This window comes from Deltaproteobacteria bacterium, from assembly GCA_016709225.1.
In the GTDB taxonomy this organism is placed as follows: domain Bacteria; phylum Myxococcota_A; class Polyangia; order Nannocystales; family Nannocystaceae; genus Xiheibacterium; species Xiheibacterium phototrophicum.
Genome location: JADJEE010000012.1, coordinates 3,300,400 through 3,317,130, shown reverse-complemented (window position 1 = coordinate 3,317,130; position 16,731 = coordinate 3,300,400). Strand labels below are relative to the sequence as shown.

Below are 16,731 nucleotides of genomic sequence, written 5' to 3'. Positions count from 1 at the left end.
GGCCGCGAGGATAACAGAGCCCCATCCGCGCGCACCGAAACCGTGCGCCGGCGCCAGCGCCCCCCGAAAGAACGTCGACCCGACGGACGTCAGCCCTGGGCGGCGATGCTGCGCACCACGAGGTCGCCGTCGTCGGTCTGCTCGAAGGTGAAGCGCACGCGGTCACCCACCGCGAGGTCGCGCAGCTGGGCGGGCCGCGCCGTGAAGGTCATCGTCATCGCCGGCATGAAATCGGGGATGGCTTCGTGGGCGATGTCGACGCTGGTGCGATCGTCGGCGAGGGCCTTGATCACGCCGCGGGCGTCGAAGCGCCGCCGGCTCGCGAGCGCCGGAGCCGCGAGCGCCAGCGCCAGCGCCCCGACGACGCCGGCCACGACGCGACGGCGGTCGCGGTCGGGTGTTTCGCGGCGGATGGTGGGCATCGCCAGTGTTCGTGCCATCGCGGGCGGCCGGGGGCAAGGCGGCAAACCACCGCACCCCCACCACCACCGCACCCCCTAGGCCCGTTCACGGCCGCGTCATCGCGAGCGTGATGCCCATGTCCATGCCGATGCGCTGCTCCTGGCCCAGGACCTTCATCTCCATCTTCATGTGCAGGTCGAGGTCGAGCGTGACCGCGGACGGGGTGAGGTGATCGAGGTCGAGCTCCAGGCGCCCCTTGCCCGACGAGGCGAACTCCCCCACGTGGGCGGTCGCGCCGAACATCCCCGGCGGCGTGATGGTGGGGTCTTCGAGGCTCTGCACCAAGGTGGCCTCGATCACCACGTGCTCGCCCTCGAACGCGGCCAGGGTATACGCCGCGTCCTGCCGCAGCTTCATGCCGCCCTGGTCGACGTGGCTCTCGGAGGTCCACCTCGCGCCGATGCCGACGGGCTCCGCGGGCAGCGGCACCGAGAGCTGACCGAGGTTCTCCGACAGCTGCAGCATCGTGGTCTTGACCAGCGGCTGCGCGTCACCGGGGATCGTCACGGTGCCGCCACGCACCACGCCGCGCTCGTCCATGCGCAACACCGCCTTGTAGCGGACCAGCGGCTCCATCGACGCGCGCATCTGCGTGACGAGCTTGGCGTCGATGCCGGGCGCCGCGACCACCTCGACGCTCTCCACGCCTTGCGCGACCGAGAAGAACCCGCCATCGACCTGCTCGATCGTCGACGCCATGCGCGTGACGGCGGTCGGCATGGTCATCATCGGCGAGGCACCGGCGCCCTGATCCATCGAGATTCGCATGTCCGTGCGCAGCTCGAGCCGCTCGGTGGAGCCGGGGCTCGGATGCAGCACGAGCGTGCGCCGCGGCTCGGTGCCGGCGTCGATCACCGCGACCTTCGGGGCCTGCCGTGTCGCGACCTCGATGACCTCGTCGGCGGGCTTGCTCGGTTCGGGAGTCGGCTCGGACTTCGCGGTGCAGGCGAGCGCGAGGCACAGCGACAGGGCGATCGAGGACGGGCGCATCGGACTCGATGGTACGCGAAATCCGCTCGCCGCCACGATCATGGCGTGCGCCCGAAACCGAACACGAAGCCGACCGCTGCCACCAGCAGCACGAAGCCGACCAGATGGTTCCACCGCAGCGGCTCGGCGAGGTACGTCACCGAGAACACACCGAACACCAGCAGCGTGATGACCTCCTGCATGGTCTTGAGCTGCACCGCCGAGAAGTGCTCGTGGCCGAGGCGGTTCGCCGGCACCTGGAAACAGTACTCGAACGCGGCGATGCCCCAGCTGGCGAGGATCACCAGGGCGAGCGGCTTGTCCTTGAACTTCAGGTGGCCGTACCACGCGAAGGTCATGAACACGTTGGACACCAACAGGAGCACGAGGGGGAGGACGGCGCGCATGCGTGCCCGTCAGGGAACGCCCGTGGGACGCGACGGTCAATGGGGTCGACGGCGGCGCCGGTCCGTGGTGAATCGCGCTATCGTCCGCGGGCCATGAACCGAGTGCAGCTCGCGGCCGGCGTGGTCCTGTGGCTCTGCGCCTGCGAGCGCCCGTCGGCCCCGGCCGAGCCCGAGCACCCGACGCCGGTTGCGCCCGCACCCGCGCCGACTCCGATCACGCTGTCGATCGTCGGCACCAACGATCTGCACGGCCACATCGAAGCGCTGCCATGGCTGGGCGGCTACCTCGCGAACCTCCGACATGCACGGGCCGACGATGGCGCGGTGGTGGTGCTCGACGGCGGCGACATGTTCCAGGGCACGATCGCCTCGAACCTCGAGGAGGGTGCGCCGGTGGTCGCGGCCTACCGCGCGCTCGGCTACGACGCGGTCGCGATCGGCAACCATGAGTTCGACTACGGCCCGGTGGGCCCGGCCGCCACCGCCAAGACCGCACAGGACGACCCACGCGGGGCCCTGCGCGCGCGCATCGAAGAGGCAGGGTTCGCGTTCCTCTCGGCCAACATCACCACCGTCGACGGCGGGCCTGCGCCGCTCGGCCTGCCGTCGACCCTGCTCGAGCGCGCGGGCGTGCGCATCGGCGTGATCGGTGCGACCACCGAGTCCACGCCGCACACGACCTTGGCGGCCAACGTCGCCGACCTGCGCTTCACGCCGCTGGCCGACGCGATCGCCCGCGAGGCAACCGCCCTTCGCGGCCGCGGTGCCGCGGTGGTCGTGGTGGCCGCCCACGCCGGTGGCAAGTGCACCGCGTTCGAGGACGCCGCGGCGCTCGCGAGCTGCGAGCGCGACGAGGAGATCATGCACGTGGCCGACGCGCTGGCGCCGGGCCTGGTCGACGTGATCGTCGCGGGCCACACCCATCAGGCCATGGCCCATCGCGTGAACGGCATCGCGATCATCGAGTCGTACGCCAACGGCAGTGCCTTCGGTCGCGTCGATCTCGTGGTCGATGCGGGTCGCGTCGAATCGGTCACCATCCATCCGCCGCAACGCATCTGTCGCGGCGGCGAGGGCCCGGCGGCCTGCGAGCCCGCGCCCTACGAAGGCCGCGAGGTCGCGCCCGATCCCCGCGTCGCGCAGGCGATCGCCCCCGCGATGACGGCGGCCGAGGCCCTGCGTGCGCGCGAGCTGGGGCCGCGACTCACCGACGGCTTCGTCGCGCAGCGCAGTGCCGAGTGCGCGCTGGGCAACCTCTTCACCGACCTCATGCTCGCCGCGCGACCCGGCCACGACGTCGCGATCGTCAACGGCGGCGGCCTGCGGGCGCCGCTGCCCGCCGGGCCGCTGCACTACGGCGCGCTCTACGAGTCGTTCCCGTTCGACAACCGCTTCGCGACCGTCGCGATGACCGGTGCCGAGCTCGCCGAGGCGCTGGGCATCGTCGCGCGCCACGACGGATCGTTCTTCTCGCTCGGGGGACTGCGCGCGGATGTCCGCTGCGACGGCCCGCGCCTGCGGGTGACGCTGACGCGCAGCGACGGCCGCCGTGTCCGCGATGACGCGAAGCTGCGCGTGCTGACGACCGACTTCCTCGCGACCGGTGGGGACGGCTTCTTCGGCGCCGCCAAGCGCCACACCGATGCGGTCTCGCTCGAGGACGGGCCACCGATCCGCGACGAGATGGTCACCGTGCTGGGCGCGATGGGAAACCGCGAGCTCGCCCCCGACGCGTACCACCGCGACGCCACGCCGCGCGTGCGGCTGCAGCGGCCGCGACCGATCACGTGCCCGTGAAACGCGCGCGGCGACGCATTCTCTGCGCGACGACGACGCGATTCGGCGTCGAGCGCGGATTTGTAATGCTTGCTCGGCAGCGGTGACTACGGGGCTGTCATGCAACGCACGTTGATGCTCATCGCCCTTGGCTCCACCGTACTCAGCTTCGCTCGCGAGGCCCACGCAAACGACTTCGATCGCGCCGCCTGTGCCGACGCCCAAGAGGGTGATGCCTGCGTCCGCCAGAACGGCGACGTCGCGACCTGCGTCCCCGACGCGAGCGATCCCTCCGTGCTCACGTGCGACGATGAGCCGGCCGGTGGCACCGGCGGCACCGGTGGCGGCGGCGACCCGGCGTGTGACGGCCTGATGCTCGGCGATGCCTGCACCCGTGAGGACGGCTCGGCGGGGAGCTGCGTGCCCGATGTCAGCGACCCCACCGCGCTCGACTGTGAGGACGGCGTCGGCGGCAGCTCGAGCAGCTCGAGCAGCAGCGGCGGCGACGGTGGTGGCAGCGCCGGCGCCTGTGCCGAGCTGGGCGAGGGCGACGCGTGCGTGCGCGAGGACGGCTCGAGCGGCACCTGCGTGCCGGACAGCAGCGACCCGTCGGTGCTCGAGTGCGAGGACGGTCAGAACGCACCGTCCGGCAGCGGCGGCAACGCGCAGGGCGACCAGGCGGCATGCGTGGATCACGAGGAAGGCGACGCCTGCACCCGAGCCGACGGCCGCGCCGGCACGTGCTCGCCCGACGACAGCGACCCGGGCACGCTCGAGTGCGACGACGATGCGGCGCCTTCGTCGGACGACAGCGGCGGAAACTCCAACGACGACTCACCGCAGCTGTCGTGCTCGTTCGACCGTGCGGCGGCGCCGACCGGCCTGCTCGGCCTGTTCGCGATCGCTGCGATCGCCCGCCGTCGTCGCACCGCCGCCTGACGCGTGCGCGAGCCGCCCGGGCGTCGACTACCGCACGCCCCGGGCGGCGCCCGCGTTCACGCTCGGCAATCGACCGACCGCGGTCTTGAGCGAGGGGACCCCTGCGGCGGCCTCGAACTTCGCCATGTCGACGACCTCGTAGATGTTGGTGCCGCGTTGCTGTCGAATGCCGCAGCTGGGGCACTTCTCGGGATCGAACTTGTCGAGCAGCTCCTTGGCCTGACTCGGCGTGAGCGCCTTGCCGCCGCCGCCGTGACCGTGGCACTGACCCGGTCCGCCGAGCACGACGCCGTTGGTGCTCGCGCCGGGCACCGGATCGATGAACCGATCGAACACCGCGGTCGCACCGCCCGCCGAGAGCACGAGCAGCCGCTCGTCATAGGTCTCCTCGTTCAGTCGCGCATCGAGGGCGGCAGCGCTCTCGATGTCGAGGATCGAGGCCTTGGGTAGGCCGGTGACCTCGAAGGCGCACTCGTAGTAGTCGTCGGTCTTCGACAGCTTTCCGGTGAAGTCGAGGGTGCCGCCGGTCTTCCACGACGCGCGGTTCTCGGCCTCCGTGCCCAGCACGCGGCGGGGATTGCCGCCCAGGTAGAGCTGACGAGCAATGCTCGTCGCGTCGAACACCGCGCTGCACGACTGACCGAGCTTCTTGGCGAGGTCCTCGTTCGCCGGCGTCATGCCCACGGGGATCTTGGCGCCCTTCAGCCAGCCGTTGCCGGTGACGTACTGGCACGCCTGCGTCGGCACGCGGACCTTGCCGCGCAACGTGCCGCCCGCCGCCGCGCCCGACATGCGCAACACGGCCGATGCGGCGAGTGCATCGCCCGGCGTCGCGACGTGGACCTCGAAGCTCGCGCCGAGGTCGGCGACGAGCTGCGACAGGGTCTTGCCGGTGCCCTCGACCGGCGTGTTCAAGGCCTTGTCCTTCACCGCGTTGGCCTGCGCGATCTTGGGGTCGATCTCGTCGCGCACGCGGCTCTCGACCTCACCGCTGAACTTGTCGAGCGCCGCGGCGAGCCGCTTCTTGGCCTCGGACTTGAGCTTGTCCTCGACGATGTCGGCGGCCTCGTTGGCGAGGATCGCCGCCAGTGGGCCCAGCAGGATACCGCCGGCGAAGATGCCGACCGGCGAGACCCCGAGCACCGTGCCCCACTTGGCGCCGAGCTTCACCGCGGTGCCATTGAGCTCGAGATCGATGTTCGAGTCCGACAGCGAGAACTCGACGTCGACATCCTCCGCCTCGATCTTGGGCCACAGCTTCACGCGCACCTTGGCCTTGGCCGCGACCGTCACGAACACGTCGACCGGCACGTCGGCGGAGTCACTCCAGGTCTCGGCGTGCACGTCGATGTGCACGTCCAGCCGCGCCGCGGTGTCGAGCGAGACGTCGAAGGTCGCATCGCTCGAAGGACCGACCTGCGTGAACTTGGGCTGGTTCTTCTTGGTGAACTTGAACTTGGGCTTGAACTTGATCTTGTAGGTGACATCGGCGACCGGGTCGGTCAGCACGATCTTGCCGTCGAGGGGCTTGGCGACCTTGGCGATCTCGGCTTCGATCAGCGTGGTGAGCTGATCGTAGGGGACGGTGAAGTCACGATTGAAGGTCGCCGTGTCGCCGTAGCCCTCGATGGAATCGAGGCGCGTGGCGCCGGGGTTGCCGACGTCCACGGGCACTTGCACGTGCAGCCGTGCGCTGGGGGTGGCCTCGGCGCGACCACCCAGCAGGGTCCCGAGGGTGGCGAGCACGACGATGGCGCGGGCGCGGTGTGACATGGGCAACACAGTCTCCTGCTGCCTTCGAGCCGCACCGGCCAGGAATGTGACGGCTTTAGTGCGCGTGCGCGGCGTCGCTCAGCCACGCGTCGATCGCCGCGACGTTGTCGGCCTGCTCGGCTTCGCGGTAGTGCTCCCGCGCGGCCCGGGCCAGCGCGACCGCGGCCGGACGATCGTCGTTGGCCTGCCATCGCGCGCGGGCGAGCGGCCACTCGATGTCGGCGCGCTCGTTGGGCGCGCCCAGCTGCTCGAGCATGACGCGGCCGCGCTCGAGCGGTGGGATCGCGGCTGCGGCATCGCCGGACTCGAGCAGCGCGACCCCCAGCGCGAGCACCACGTAGGCGATCTCGGGATGGTCGGGGCCCTGTGCGGCCTCGCGGATCGCGAGCGCGCGTCGCAGCGGCGGCAGTGCCAGCTCGGGGTGGCCGTCGCGGATGAAGCGATCGCCGAGGCCCAGCAACGCGTAGGCCAAGTTCGGGTGATCGACGCCGAGCGCGAGCTCGTCGATCGCGATCGCGGCGCGCAGGTGCTGCTCCGCGTCCTCGAAGCGATCCTGTGCGACCGCGACGTTGCCGAGCGCGACGTGGGTGTAGGCGAGATCGGGGTGTCGCTCGCCGAGCGCCTCGCGCTTGATGACGAGCGCGCGCTCGAGCAACGGCCGAGCCTCGTCGTAGCGACCCGACTGCGCGAACATCGAGCCGAGGTTGTGCAGCTCGCGGGCAACCGCGGGGTGTCCCGGTGCCTGCACGCGCTCGCGCAGCTCGACCGCACGCCCGACCAGCTCGGCGGCGCGCTGCGGATCGCCCATCATGCCGGTCACCGTGCCGAGGTTCGCGAGCGCACCGGCGTAGTCGACGTCGTCGACGGCGCCGGCCTGCTCGCGCAGCGCAATGGCCCGCTCGATGTGTGCGCGCGCGGCCGCGTAGTCGCCCGCGGCGACCTCGACACGGAAGCGTGTGGTCTCGACCTGCGAAGCCGCGCGGGGGCCCAGCTGCAGCCGCTGCCGCTCGGCATCCGCGAGCTCGCAGGTGCTGCGGGCCTCGGCCGCCCGCTGCGGCAGCTCGGCCAGCGCGCTGGCGAGCGTGACCGCGCACGACCACGCCGCGTGATCGCGACCGGCTGCGAGTGCGGTCCACAGGCCGTCGCGCAAGAGCGCCTCGGCGAGCGCCGCATCGCCGAGCGCCAGCGTGATGCTGCCTTGGAGATCGCGCAGCTCGGCACGCAGCGGCGCCCAGTCGGTGGCGAGCGCGGCGTCGGCGAGCTCGCCGAGTGCGGCGGCAGCGGCATCGTAGCGACCCGCGGTGTGCAGCGCACGGGCGCGGGCCATGCGTGTGCGCAGCGCGTCGACGCGGGCACGGAGCTCGGGATCGTCGGGCTCGGCGGCATCGGTGCGCAGTCGCTGCGCGTCGGCGCACTCATCGGCGACCGGCAGCGCTGCGATCGCCCGTGCCGCGCCATCGACCACGTCGGCGTCGGCGTGCTCGAACACCGCGAGCAGCTGATCGAAGGCATCGCGCTGACGATCGAGGCAGGCCATGCGCAGATCGAGCGCATCGGACGACTGCTCGTGGCGCACTTGGGTCGCCTCACAGGCCCCGTGTCGCGCGTCGAGGTAGCGCTCGGCCCACGCGTTCATGCCCGCATCGACGCGCGACCACGCGTCGGCGGCGTAGCTGCGCCCGCTCGCGGTGAACGCGGTCGCCGCGGCGCTGCGACGTGCGTCGTCCCAAACCCCCGCGAGCGCATCGGTGGCCGTCGCGCACGGATCGACGCTGCCGCGCCGCTCGAGCGAGGCACCGAGCCAGGCGCTGCCGAGGATCGCCCCCGCGGCGACCACACCCACCACCACGTGTCGACGCGAGCGCGCCGGATCGCGCTCGAGCCCGCGGACCAGCGCATGCAGATCGGGGTGCCGCGCCGGCGGCTCGCGCTGCAGCCCGCGGAGCAACAGCTTCTGCACCCACGCCGGCACGCGACCGGTGGTCGCCGGCATGCGCACCTCACCGTGCGTGATCGCGTAGCCGAGCATCGCGAGGTTGTCGGCCCCGAACGGCCGCTCACCATACAACGCCTCCCACGCCAGCACGCAGAACGCGAACTGATCGGTGCGCGCATCGACAGCGCCGCCGGTCCACTGCTCCGGGGCCATGTACGCTGGCGTGCCCAGGCGCGCGCCGGTTCGCGTCATGCGTTCGCCCAGCGAGTCCGACGCGGTCTCGTCGGCGAGTTCGGCCAGCACCGCCCCCGAGCGCTCCTGCGACGGCGACGACACGATGGGCTCCTCGAGGCCATCGGCCGCGCGCGCGAGTCCGAAGTCGACGACGCGCACGCTGCCGTCGTCGCCGACCAGCACGTTGTCGGGCTTGACGTCGCGATGCACGATGCCGCGATCGTGCGCTGCGGCAAGGCCACGACCGACCGCGCGCAACAGGCCCAGGATCTCGTCCCACGGCGCGTCGGGATGATCGAGCCGCCACCGACGCAGCGTGCGGCCCTGCACCAGCTCCATGGCCACGAAGACCGCGCCCTCGTGGGTCCCGACGTCGTAGATCTGCACGACGTTGGCATGGGACAGCCGCGCCAGCGCCTGGGCCTCGCGAACGAGCCGCGAGTGCGCCGTGGGCGAGTCCTCGCGGTGGTGCAGCAGCTTGATCGCGAGCTTGCGCGAGAGATCGGGATCGAACGCCGCGTACACGATCCCCATCGCGCCTTGCCCGAGCACCTCGATCACGAGGTAGCGGCCGATCCGACGGGGCATGTCGGCGCTCGAAGTGCGCTCGGGCAGCTCGTCGTCGATCGTCTCGGGCCCGCCGGTGCTCACGCCACGCCAGCATGCCATCGCTCGCACCCCACGCGGGGCACCGACGCTTCGAGCGGAACCCCGCCCCGGCGTTTGCTGTCACAATGGCCGCCATGACGGTTCGATCGACGGCCACGACCGCCACCCTGCGGCTCGCGCTGCTCGCGAGCGCGCTGGGATGCCGGCCGACCACGGCGTCGACGGCCGCCCACCCCGTGCGCGCGCAGGCTGCGGAGACCACCACCGCATCGTCGGAGGCGATGGCGTCGGACACCGCCACGCCCGCGGGGCACGCCGCCGCGAAGCGTTCACCCGTGACGGCATCGCTCGCGGCGGTCGACAGTGGGCTGCCCGCGGGCGCGATCGTGATCTTGCTGCCGCACGACGACGGCGGCACCGCGTTGTTCCGCGACGAGCGACTCGCGCTGCGGCGCGTGATCGCCTCGAGTCTGCGTGCGCGCGGCCTCGAGGTCGCATCGCTCGACGAGCTCGAGGCACTCGAGCGCGCCGCCGCGACGGGCGTGTTGCTGCCCGAGGGCCAGCGACAGTGTGCGGTCGGACTGCGCGAGCAGGACATGATCGCGCGGTGGTTCCGACACACGCCGCTGGCCCGCGTCGAGCTGGAGTGCATCGACGGTTGCCGGCTCCGCGTGAACATCGAGCGGGCCGGCGACATCGCGTTCCTCCAGAGCCCTGTCGTCACGCGGCCGGGTGATCCGCAGGCATGGCACGCCGCAGCGCTCGCGCTCGCCCCCGTCGAGGACCCGATGCGGCTCTCACTCATCGGCATGGGCACCAGCGCGCCGGGCCCGATCTTCTTCACGACGCCGATACCGCTCGGGCCTTGGCGCGGCGAGCCACCGGACGAACGCATCGCCGCGCTCGAACGACCCGCGGCCGGCTGTGACCACCCGGATCCGTTTGCGTCCATCTTCTGGGAGCTGCGGGTGGCGGTGTCGACCGGCGGCGACGTGGCGCGGTGCGAGAGCGAGTCCCGCTCGCCGCTCGCCCGCACACACGAGGCCGAGTGCCTGTGCACCGTCGTGCAGGAGGCTCGCTTCGCGCCCGGGCGCGCTGGCCGTCGCCTGCGATTCACCGCGCACGACTTCGCGAGCGCGAGCCTGCGACCGGGCATGTCGATCGATGCCGGCCACCTCGAGATCGGCCCGGGCTCCGATCGCGAGGGGCTGGCGCCGTGGTTGGATCAGATCGAGGCCCACGGCGTCGTCGATCGCTGCCTGTTCGAGCACCGACCCCACGACGAGCTCGCCGCCGACGTGCTGCTGCATCTGCACGAGGACGGTCGCGTGCGGGACGTCGAGATCGACGGCCCCTTCGACAAGCCGGAGACCATCCAGCTCGCGGCGTGCCTGGGGCGAGAGCTGCGACGGGTGCCGCTGGCCTGCGCGCCGCCGGGTGTGACGACGCTGCCGCTGCGCTTCGTGTTCGCGCGCAACCAGGCCAACCCGTGATGCGCCGCTACGAGAACAGCCAGGTCACGAGCCCGGCGCCGACGTAGCTCTCGAGCACGATGACGGGCAGCACCCCGAGCATCGTGCCCAGCACGAACGCGCCGAAGCGGACCTTCGAGACCCCGAGCATGAGCTGCATCGGCCCGAGCGTGAAGAACAGCAGCCGCAGCACCAGCACGGTGCGGAAGCCGTGGTCGGCCAGGCGCTGATCCCAGCGGACCAGCCGTGATGGCAGCCGCGACTGCACCCAGCCGCGGCCCATCCACCGCGCAAACCCGAACGCCACACAGCCCGCCGCGGTCGCGCCGAGCCACGACAGCGCCGCGCCCGGCAGCGGCGACCACACCAGGCTCGCGGCGATGATGAACACATGGGCCGAGAGCCCGAACGGCTGCAGCAGCGCAAAGGCGACGACGAATGCGATCGGCCCCCACGGCCCCCACGACAGCAATCGATCGCGCAGCACGGGGCCGCTCAGGTCCGAGCTGAGATCGCTGGTGAGCACCAACACCACCACCGCCAGCAGCAACACGCCGACCACGAAGCGCGGCCAGCGTCGCGACGGCGTCGGGGACTCCACGTCGATGAGCGTAGCAGGCAAGCCCCGGTGGCGCCGCGCGCCCGCGGGTGCTGGTACCGTGACCAGGCCAAGACCCGACTTCGCCACCGCTGGCAATTGGTGCCAAGCTCCGCGGGGACCGTGATCGCCGCTGCCGACGAACTCCGCCTCGACGACCGCTTCCTCCGCGAGCTCCCGGGCGACGCCTCAGGCGACCCGCGACGACGGCAGGTGACCGGTGCGTGCTGGTCTGCGGTCACGCCGACCCGCGTTGCCGCGCCGAAGCTGGTCGCCTACTCCCGCGAGCTCGCGGCCCGCATGGGCCTCGCGCCGGCGCTGTTCGAGGACCCACGCTTCGTCGAGGCCATGGCCGGCAACGCGACCCTGCCCGGCATGCGCACCTGGGCCGCCTGCTACGGCGGTCATCAGTTCGGCAACTGGGCCGGCCAGCTGGGGGACGGCCGGGCGATCATGCTCGGCGAGTGGGTCGCGCCCGACGGCGCGCGCTTCGAGCTGCAGCTCAAGGGCGCCGGGCCCACGCCCTACTCGCGGGCCGGCGACGGCCGAGCGGTGCTGCGATCGTCGCTGCGCGAGTTCGCCTGCAGCGAGGCCATGCACGCGCTGGGGATCGCCACCACCCGCGCACTGACGCTGGTGACGACCGGCGATCGCGTGGTGCGGGACATGCTGTACGACGGCCACCCGCGCGAGGAACCCGGGGCGATCGTCTGCCGCGTGGCGCCCAGCTTCCTGCGCTTCGGCAACTTCGAGATCTTCGCGGCGCGCCGTGATCACGCCACGCTCGAGGCACTGCTCGGTTACTGCGTGCGCCACGACTACCCGCACCTGCTCGAGCTCGGCGCACCAGGCCCCGAGACCTGGGCGGCGTGGTTTCGCGAGGTCTGCGAGCGCACCGCCGACATGGTCATCGACTGGGCGCGCGTGGGCTTCGTGCACGGCGTGATGAACACCGACAACATGTCGGTCCTGGGCCTGACGATCGACTACGGCCCCTATGGTTGGATCGACGACTTCGATCTCGACTGGACACCGAACACCACCGACGCCGGCACGCGACGCTATCGCTTCGGCCAACAAGGGCAGGTGGCGGCGTGGAACCTCGCGCAGCTCGGCCGCGCCCTGCTGCCGCTGGTGCCGGACGGCCAGCGGCTCGAGGCCGGCCTCGACGCCTACGTCGCGCGCTTCGAGCACGGCTCACGCACGATGATGGGTCGCAAGCTCGGACTCGAGGCGATGCGCGACGACGACGGACCCACCGGCGACGTCGCGCTGGTCGACGAGCTGCTGCGGCTGCTGTCGGCGACCCCGACCGACATGACGATCTTCTACCGGCGACTCGGTGAGATCCCAACCACGTCCGCGCTCACCGATGCCGAGCTGCTCGCGGCGGTGCGGCCCGCGTGGTACGCCGACGCGGTCGACGGCCGCGTGCACGGGCGCATGCTGGCGTGGCTGCGACGGTGGATCGCACGCGTGCAGGCCGACGGCACCCCCGACGAGCTCCGCCGCGCACGGATGCACGCGACCAACCCCAAGTACGTGCTGCGCAACTACCTCGCGCAGCAGGCGATCGACGCCGCCGAGCAGGGTGACTTTGCAAGCTTGCACACGTTGATGGCGGTGCTGCAGCGACCCTACGACGAGCAGCCCGAGCACGACGCGCTCGCGACCAAGCGCCCCGAGTGGGCGCGTCACCGCGTGGGTTGCTCGATGCTGTCCTGCAGCTCGTGACGCATGGCCTCGGTCGCGGCGGCGCATCGCAGCGCCCGTCGTCTCCGCCGGCTGACGCGCCGCGCCCACTTCCCCTATGCTCCGGCGTCGTGGTCCGGAGCACCGAAGCACGTCCCTCGCCCGCGCGACGAGTGCTGATCCAGCTCGCACATCCGGTGCTCGAGCGATCCCGGATCACCCGGCCGCTGGTCGACGCGATCCGAGACCTACCGGGGGTGACGATCAACGATCTGTACGAGCGCTACCCAACGATGGCGATCGATCCGAGCGCCGAGCAGGCCTTGTTGCTCGAGCACGACGTCATCGTCTTCCATCATCCTTTCTACTGGTACTCGACGCCCGCAATCCTCAAGCAGTGGCAGGACATCGTGCTCGAGTACGGCTGGGCCTACGGCGAGGGCGGTGACAAGTTGCGCGGCAAGCTCACGCTCAACGCGCTGACCACCGGTGGCCCGGAGGATGCCTATCGCGCCGGCGGCAGCAACCGGTTCACGGTGCGCGAGTTGCTGGCACCGTGGGAGCAGACGGCGAGTCTCTGCGGCATGCGATGGCTGCCACCGTGGGTCGTGCACGGCGTGCTGCGGCTCGCAGGCACCGACGACGTCGCGCGCCATCAGCGGTCCTATCGCGCGCTGATCGAGGCGCTCCGCGACGATCGCGTCGATGTGGTGCGCGCTGCGCCGTTGCAGCGGATCAACGACCTCGAGCAGGAGGATGCACCGTGAACGACGACTTGTTGAGACAAGCATTCGTATACCTGGTCACCGCCGTGGTGTTCGTGCCGGTGGCCAAGCGGCTCGGCCTGGGAGCGGTGCTCGGCTACCTCGTGGGCGGCGCCTGCATCGGTCCCTTTGTGCTCGGCCTGGTCGGCACCGAGGGCCACGACGTCATGCACTTCGCCGAGTTCGGCGTCGTGATGATGATGCTGCTGGTCGGGCTCGAGTTGCGCCCCTCGCTGCTGTGGGAGCTGCGCCGGCCGATCCTCGGGCTCGGCGGACTGCAGGTCGTCGCCACCGCGGGAGCCGTCGCGGGTCTCGCGATGTTGCTCGGCCTACCCAGCGGCGTCGCGATTGCGGTGGGCTGCATCCTCGCCATGTCGTCGACGGCGATCGTGATGGCGTCACTCGGCGAGCGAGGTTTGCTGAGAACGCGCGGTGGACAGGCCAGCTTCTCGATCCTGCTGTTCCAGGACATCGCCGTCATTCCCATCTTGGCTGTGTTCCCGCTGCTCGGGCAGGCCGGCGCCACGCCGATCGAGGACGCGCGTCCGGGCTGGCAGACCGCACTCCTCGTGCTCGCGACCGTCGGTGGGATCATCGCGGCGGGCCGCTATGTCGTCCGCCCGGTGTTCCAGTTCCTCGCCGCTGTGCGCCTGCGCGAGGCGTTCATCGCGTTCGCACTGCTGCTCGTGGTGGGGATCGCCTTGGCCATGGAGCAGGTCGGCATGTCGGCCGCGCTCGGCACCTTCCTCGCCGGCGTGGTGCTGGCCGACAGCGAGTACCGCCACGAGCTCGAGGCCGACATCGAGCCGTTCAAGGGCCTGCTGCTCGGCTTGTTCTTCATCTCGATCGGCGCGCAGATCGACTTCGGTCTGCTGGTGCGCGCGCCGGTGTTGGTGCTGGGCCTGGTGTTCGGCAGCATGGCGGTCAAAGCCGGCGTCCTGCACGTGCTCGCCCGTGGCTTCGGGCTCGACCGGGCGGCCCGCTGGACCCTGACGTTTGCACTGCCGCAGGTCGGCGAGTTCGCGTTCGTGCTGGTCTCGTTCGCGCAACGAAGCGCGATCTTCTCGGAGGACATCGCCGGTCCGTTGGTTGCCGCGATCGCCCTCTCGATGGCACTGACACCGGCTTGCTTCATCGCACTCGAGCGCTGGGTGCTGCCGCGGCTCGGCTCCCCGTCGAGCACGCGCGAGGCCGACGAACTCCCACACGGCGACGTGCGGGTCGTGCTCGCCGGCTACGGCCGCTTCGGTCAGATCGTCGGCCGTATCCTGCGAGCCAATCGCATCCCGATGACGGTCCTCGACCTGGATCCGGACATGGCGAGTGTGCTCGAGCGCCTGGGGGTCAAGGTCTACTACGGCGACGCCACTCGGCCCGACCTCCTGCGTGCGGCAGGCTGCGATCGTGCCGATCTGTTCGTGCTCGCGATCGACGACGCCGAGCAGGCCCTCGAGATCGCGCGTACGGTGACACGCGAGTACCCCAAGCTGCGGATCATCGCGCGCGCCCGCGACCGCCCGCACTACTTCGAGCTGCGCCGCGCGGGGGTCACCGACATCCACCGTGAGACGTTCGCGGCGGGCTTCGAGGCCGGCATCTCGGCGCTGCGCGCCCTCGGCTACCGCGCCCACACGGCCCACCGCCTGGCCGCGCGCTGGCGCGTCCACGAAGAGCGTGAGCTGGAGGAGTCGGTCGAGCTGTGGGGCAGCCGCGATGATGCCTACTTTGCACGCGCACGCATGGCGATGCAGGAGGCCGAACGCCTCATGCGCGACGAAGACTCGACCGCCCTCGGCGGTCGCGATGCGGCGTGGGACAACGAGGCGCTGCGTCGCGACGCCGCCGAGTGACGGGCCGATGCGGGCGTGGCTCGGGCGAACGTGGCGCTCGGCGTCTGACACCACGCGCTGCGATGGGACTGCGGTGAGCCGCGGGCAGGCGCTGCTGCTACACTCGTCGTCGGATGGTGCGGTGACGGTGCGGCGCGTGGAGGTTCTGACAACGATCGCGATCGGGTGTGGCTGCGGCCATCCGGCGCAGGACGTCGACACGTCGAGCGGCATCGAGCAGCGATGCGCGAATGAAGGTCGAGGACCGATCCCGCCGCCGACCTGGTCGTCGCGCCCCGAGGCGTCGCGTCGTCCTCGACGTGGCGATGCCGGGAGCCCGGCCGCCGCGGCCGGCAGCGCGGGGGCCGGTCACTGTTCCGGACCAAGGGCAACGCCGGGAGTCGGAGCGTATCGGCGGATGAAGAGCCGATCGATTTCCATCGTGTCGTACGCCTCGGTGAGGCCGGTCAGCAGGCCGACGCCAATCCCGTACGGTGCGTCGATCGGTCCCGCGAGATGCACCGCGACGGGGATCTCGTCGATGGCCACCTCGAAGGCATCTGGGCGGCGAGTGATCGTCATGTGCACGGGCGCCCCGGGTGCGATGCGCCCCACCGGCTCGTGCTCCGAAACCGCGAGGGCCGACAGCGGCATCCCGGCGACCCCGATGCCGCCGAAGTTGCCCAAGAATGCGACTCCGGTGGAGGGCTCGATGCCGCCATCTTCGGCGCCCCACCGCACCACCGCCTCCACCACGACGGGCGCATCGGTGGTCCACTGCGATCCCGCGATGCCGGAGGTGGTGATGGCTCCGTCGGCGCCGAGGTACCAATCGCCGCTATATGCCCATCGTGCCGGGTCGAGCATGTCGAAGTCGTCGAACAGCTCGAACACCGAGTCCGGATCCCATGCCCCGGTCGCGGCGGGGTTGCCGTAGTAGATCGTGTACGTGCTGTCGACCCCCTGAACGAGGTCCGCCACCTTGATCCAGATTCTCAGGTGAGCGGCGACGGGGCCTTCGACCCACAGGGGCAGCTCGTTGCCGAGGGCATCGACCACACGGATGTCGGCACCATCGGCCGCCACGCTCGCGGTCAGCGGCAAGTCCACGCGCACCTGGTGGTCGACGAGGTCGGACTGCGGCGAGATCGTCAGCTCGCGGTGATGACTCCACGCGGAGTATGGAACCTCGCCGTCGCTCGGATCCTGCTCGGGCCCAGTCGAGCTGCCACCGGTGCTGTCGCTGCCCATCGCTGCGTCACCGGAGGAGC

The 16,731-nt window shown here is 71.2% G+C and carries 13 protein-coding genes; 6 read left to right on the top strand and 7 right to left on the bottom strand.

Features of this window, described 5'->3' with window-relative positions; genetic code table 11:
* Positions 1-89: 89 nt before the first annotated feature.
* From IPH07_38705 to IPH07_38695, 3 genes are all read right to left on the bottom strand, one after another.
* The gene (locus IPH07_38705; GenBank protein ID MBK6923384.1) at positions 90-440 is read right to left on the bottom strand and encodes a copper-binding protein; all 351 of its coding nucleotides are present in this window, start codon (positions 438-440) and stop codon (positions 90-92) included.
* Positions 441-507: 67 nt separating this feature from the next.
* On the bottom strand, positions 508-1,452 hold the full coding sequence (locus IPH07_38700; protein ID MBK6923383.1) for a hypothetical protein: 945 nt from the start codon (positions 1,450-1,452) through the stop codon (positions 508-510).
* 38 nt (positions 1,453-1,490) lie between these two features.
* Positions 1,491-1,838, bottom strand: coding sequence for a DMT family protein (locus IPH07_38695; GenBank protein MBK6923382.1), 348 nt, complete (start codon positions 1,836-1,838; stop codon positions 1,491-1,493).
* Between the two features lie 93 nt (positions 1,839-1,931).
* Between IPH07_38695 and IPH07_38690 the strand changes: the two genes are divergently transcribed.
* A complete protein-coding gene (locus tag IPH07_38690; GenBank protein ID MBK6923381.1) occupies positions 1,932-3,635 on the top strand; it encodes a 5'-nucleotidase C-terminal domain-containing protein in 1,704 nt (567 codons plus the stop codon).
* A 99-nt stretch (positions 3,636-3,734) separates the two neighbouring features.
* On the top strand, positions 3,735-4,553 hold the full coding sequence (locus IPH07_38685; GenBank protein ID MBK6923380.1) for a hypothetical protein: 819 nt from the start codon (positions 3,735-3,737) through the stop codon (positions 4,551-4,553).
* 27 nt (positions 4,554-4,580) lie between these two features.
* Here the strand turns inward: IPH07_38685 and IPH07_38680 are convergent, their stop codons facing one another.
* Positions 4,581-6,326 carry a hypothetical protein gene (locus tag IPH07_38680; GenBank protein MBK6923379.1) on the bottom strand — a complete coding sequence of 582 codons (1,746 nt, stop codon included), beginning with the start codon at positions 6,324-6,326 and terminating at the stop codon, positions 4,581-4,583.
* A 55-nt stretch (positions 6,327-6,381) separates the two neighbouring features.
* Positions 6,382-9,147, bottom strand: coding sequence for a serine/threonine protein kinase (locus IPH07_38675; GenBank protein ID MBK6923378.1), 2,766 nt, complete (start codon positions 9,145-9,147; stop codon positions 6,382-6,384).
* A gap of 92 nt (positions 9,148-9,239) precedes the next feature.
* Here IPH07_38675 and IPH07_38670 point away from each other — a divergent pair, with 92 nt between their 5' ends.
* Positions 9,240-10,598: a hypothetical protein gene (locus IPH07_38670; protein MBK6923377.1), complete on the top strand. Its 1,359-nt coding sequence runs from the start codon at positions 9,240-9,242 to the stop codon at positions 10,596-10,598.
* 7 nt (positions 10,599-10,605) lie between these two features.
* Here IPH07_38670 and IPH07_38665 read toward each other — a convergent pair whose 3' ends face one another.
* Positions 10,606-10,968: a VTT domain-containing protein gene (locus IPH07_38665; protein ID MBK6923376.1), complete on the bottom strand. Its 363-nt coding sequence runs from the start codon at positions 10,966-10,968 to the stop codon at positions 10,606-10,608.
* Between IPH07_38665 and IPH07_38660 the strand changes: the two genes are divergently transcribed.
* The 3 genes from IPH07_38660 (at position 10,969) to IPH07_38650 (ending at position 15,481) form a co-directional block, all read left to right on the top strand.
* Positions 10,969-12,909, top strand: coding sequence for a YdiU family protein (locus IPH07_38660; protein MBK6923375.1), 1,941 nt, complete (start codon positions 10,969-10,971; stop codon positions 12,907-12,909).
* A gap of 89 nt (positions 12,910-12,998) precedes the next feature.
* Positions 12,999-13,634 carry an NAD(P)H-dependent oxidoreductase gene (locus IPH07_38655; protein MBK6923374.1) on the top strand — a complete coding sequence of 212 codons (636 nt, stop codon included), beginning with the start codon at positions 12,999-13,001 and terminating at the stop codon, positions 13,632-13,634.
* The gene (locus tag IPH07_38650) at positions 13,631-15,481 is read left to right on the top strand and encodes a cation:proton antiporter (GenBank protein MBK6923373.1); all 1,851 of its coding nucleotides are present in this window, start codon (positions 13,631-13,633) and stop codon (positions 15,479-15,481) included. Before IPH07_38655 ends, IPH07_38650 begins: the two co-directional genes overlap by 4 nt.
* A gap of 348 nt (positions 15,482-15,829) precedes the next feature.
* Here the strand turns inward: IPH07_38650 and IPH07_38645 are convergent, their stop codons facing one another.
* Complete coding sequence (locus IPH07_38645; GenBank protein ID MBK6923372.1) at positions 15,830-16,570, bottom strand: DUF2341 domain-containing protein; 741 nt, start codon at positions 16,568-16,570, stop codon at positions 15,830-15,832.
* Positions 16,571-16,731: the final 161 nt, after the last annotated feature.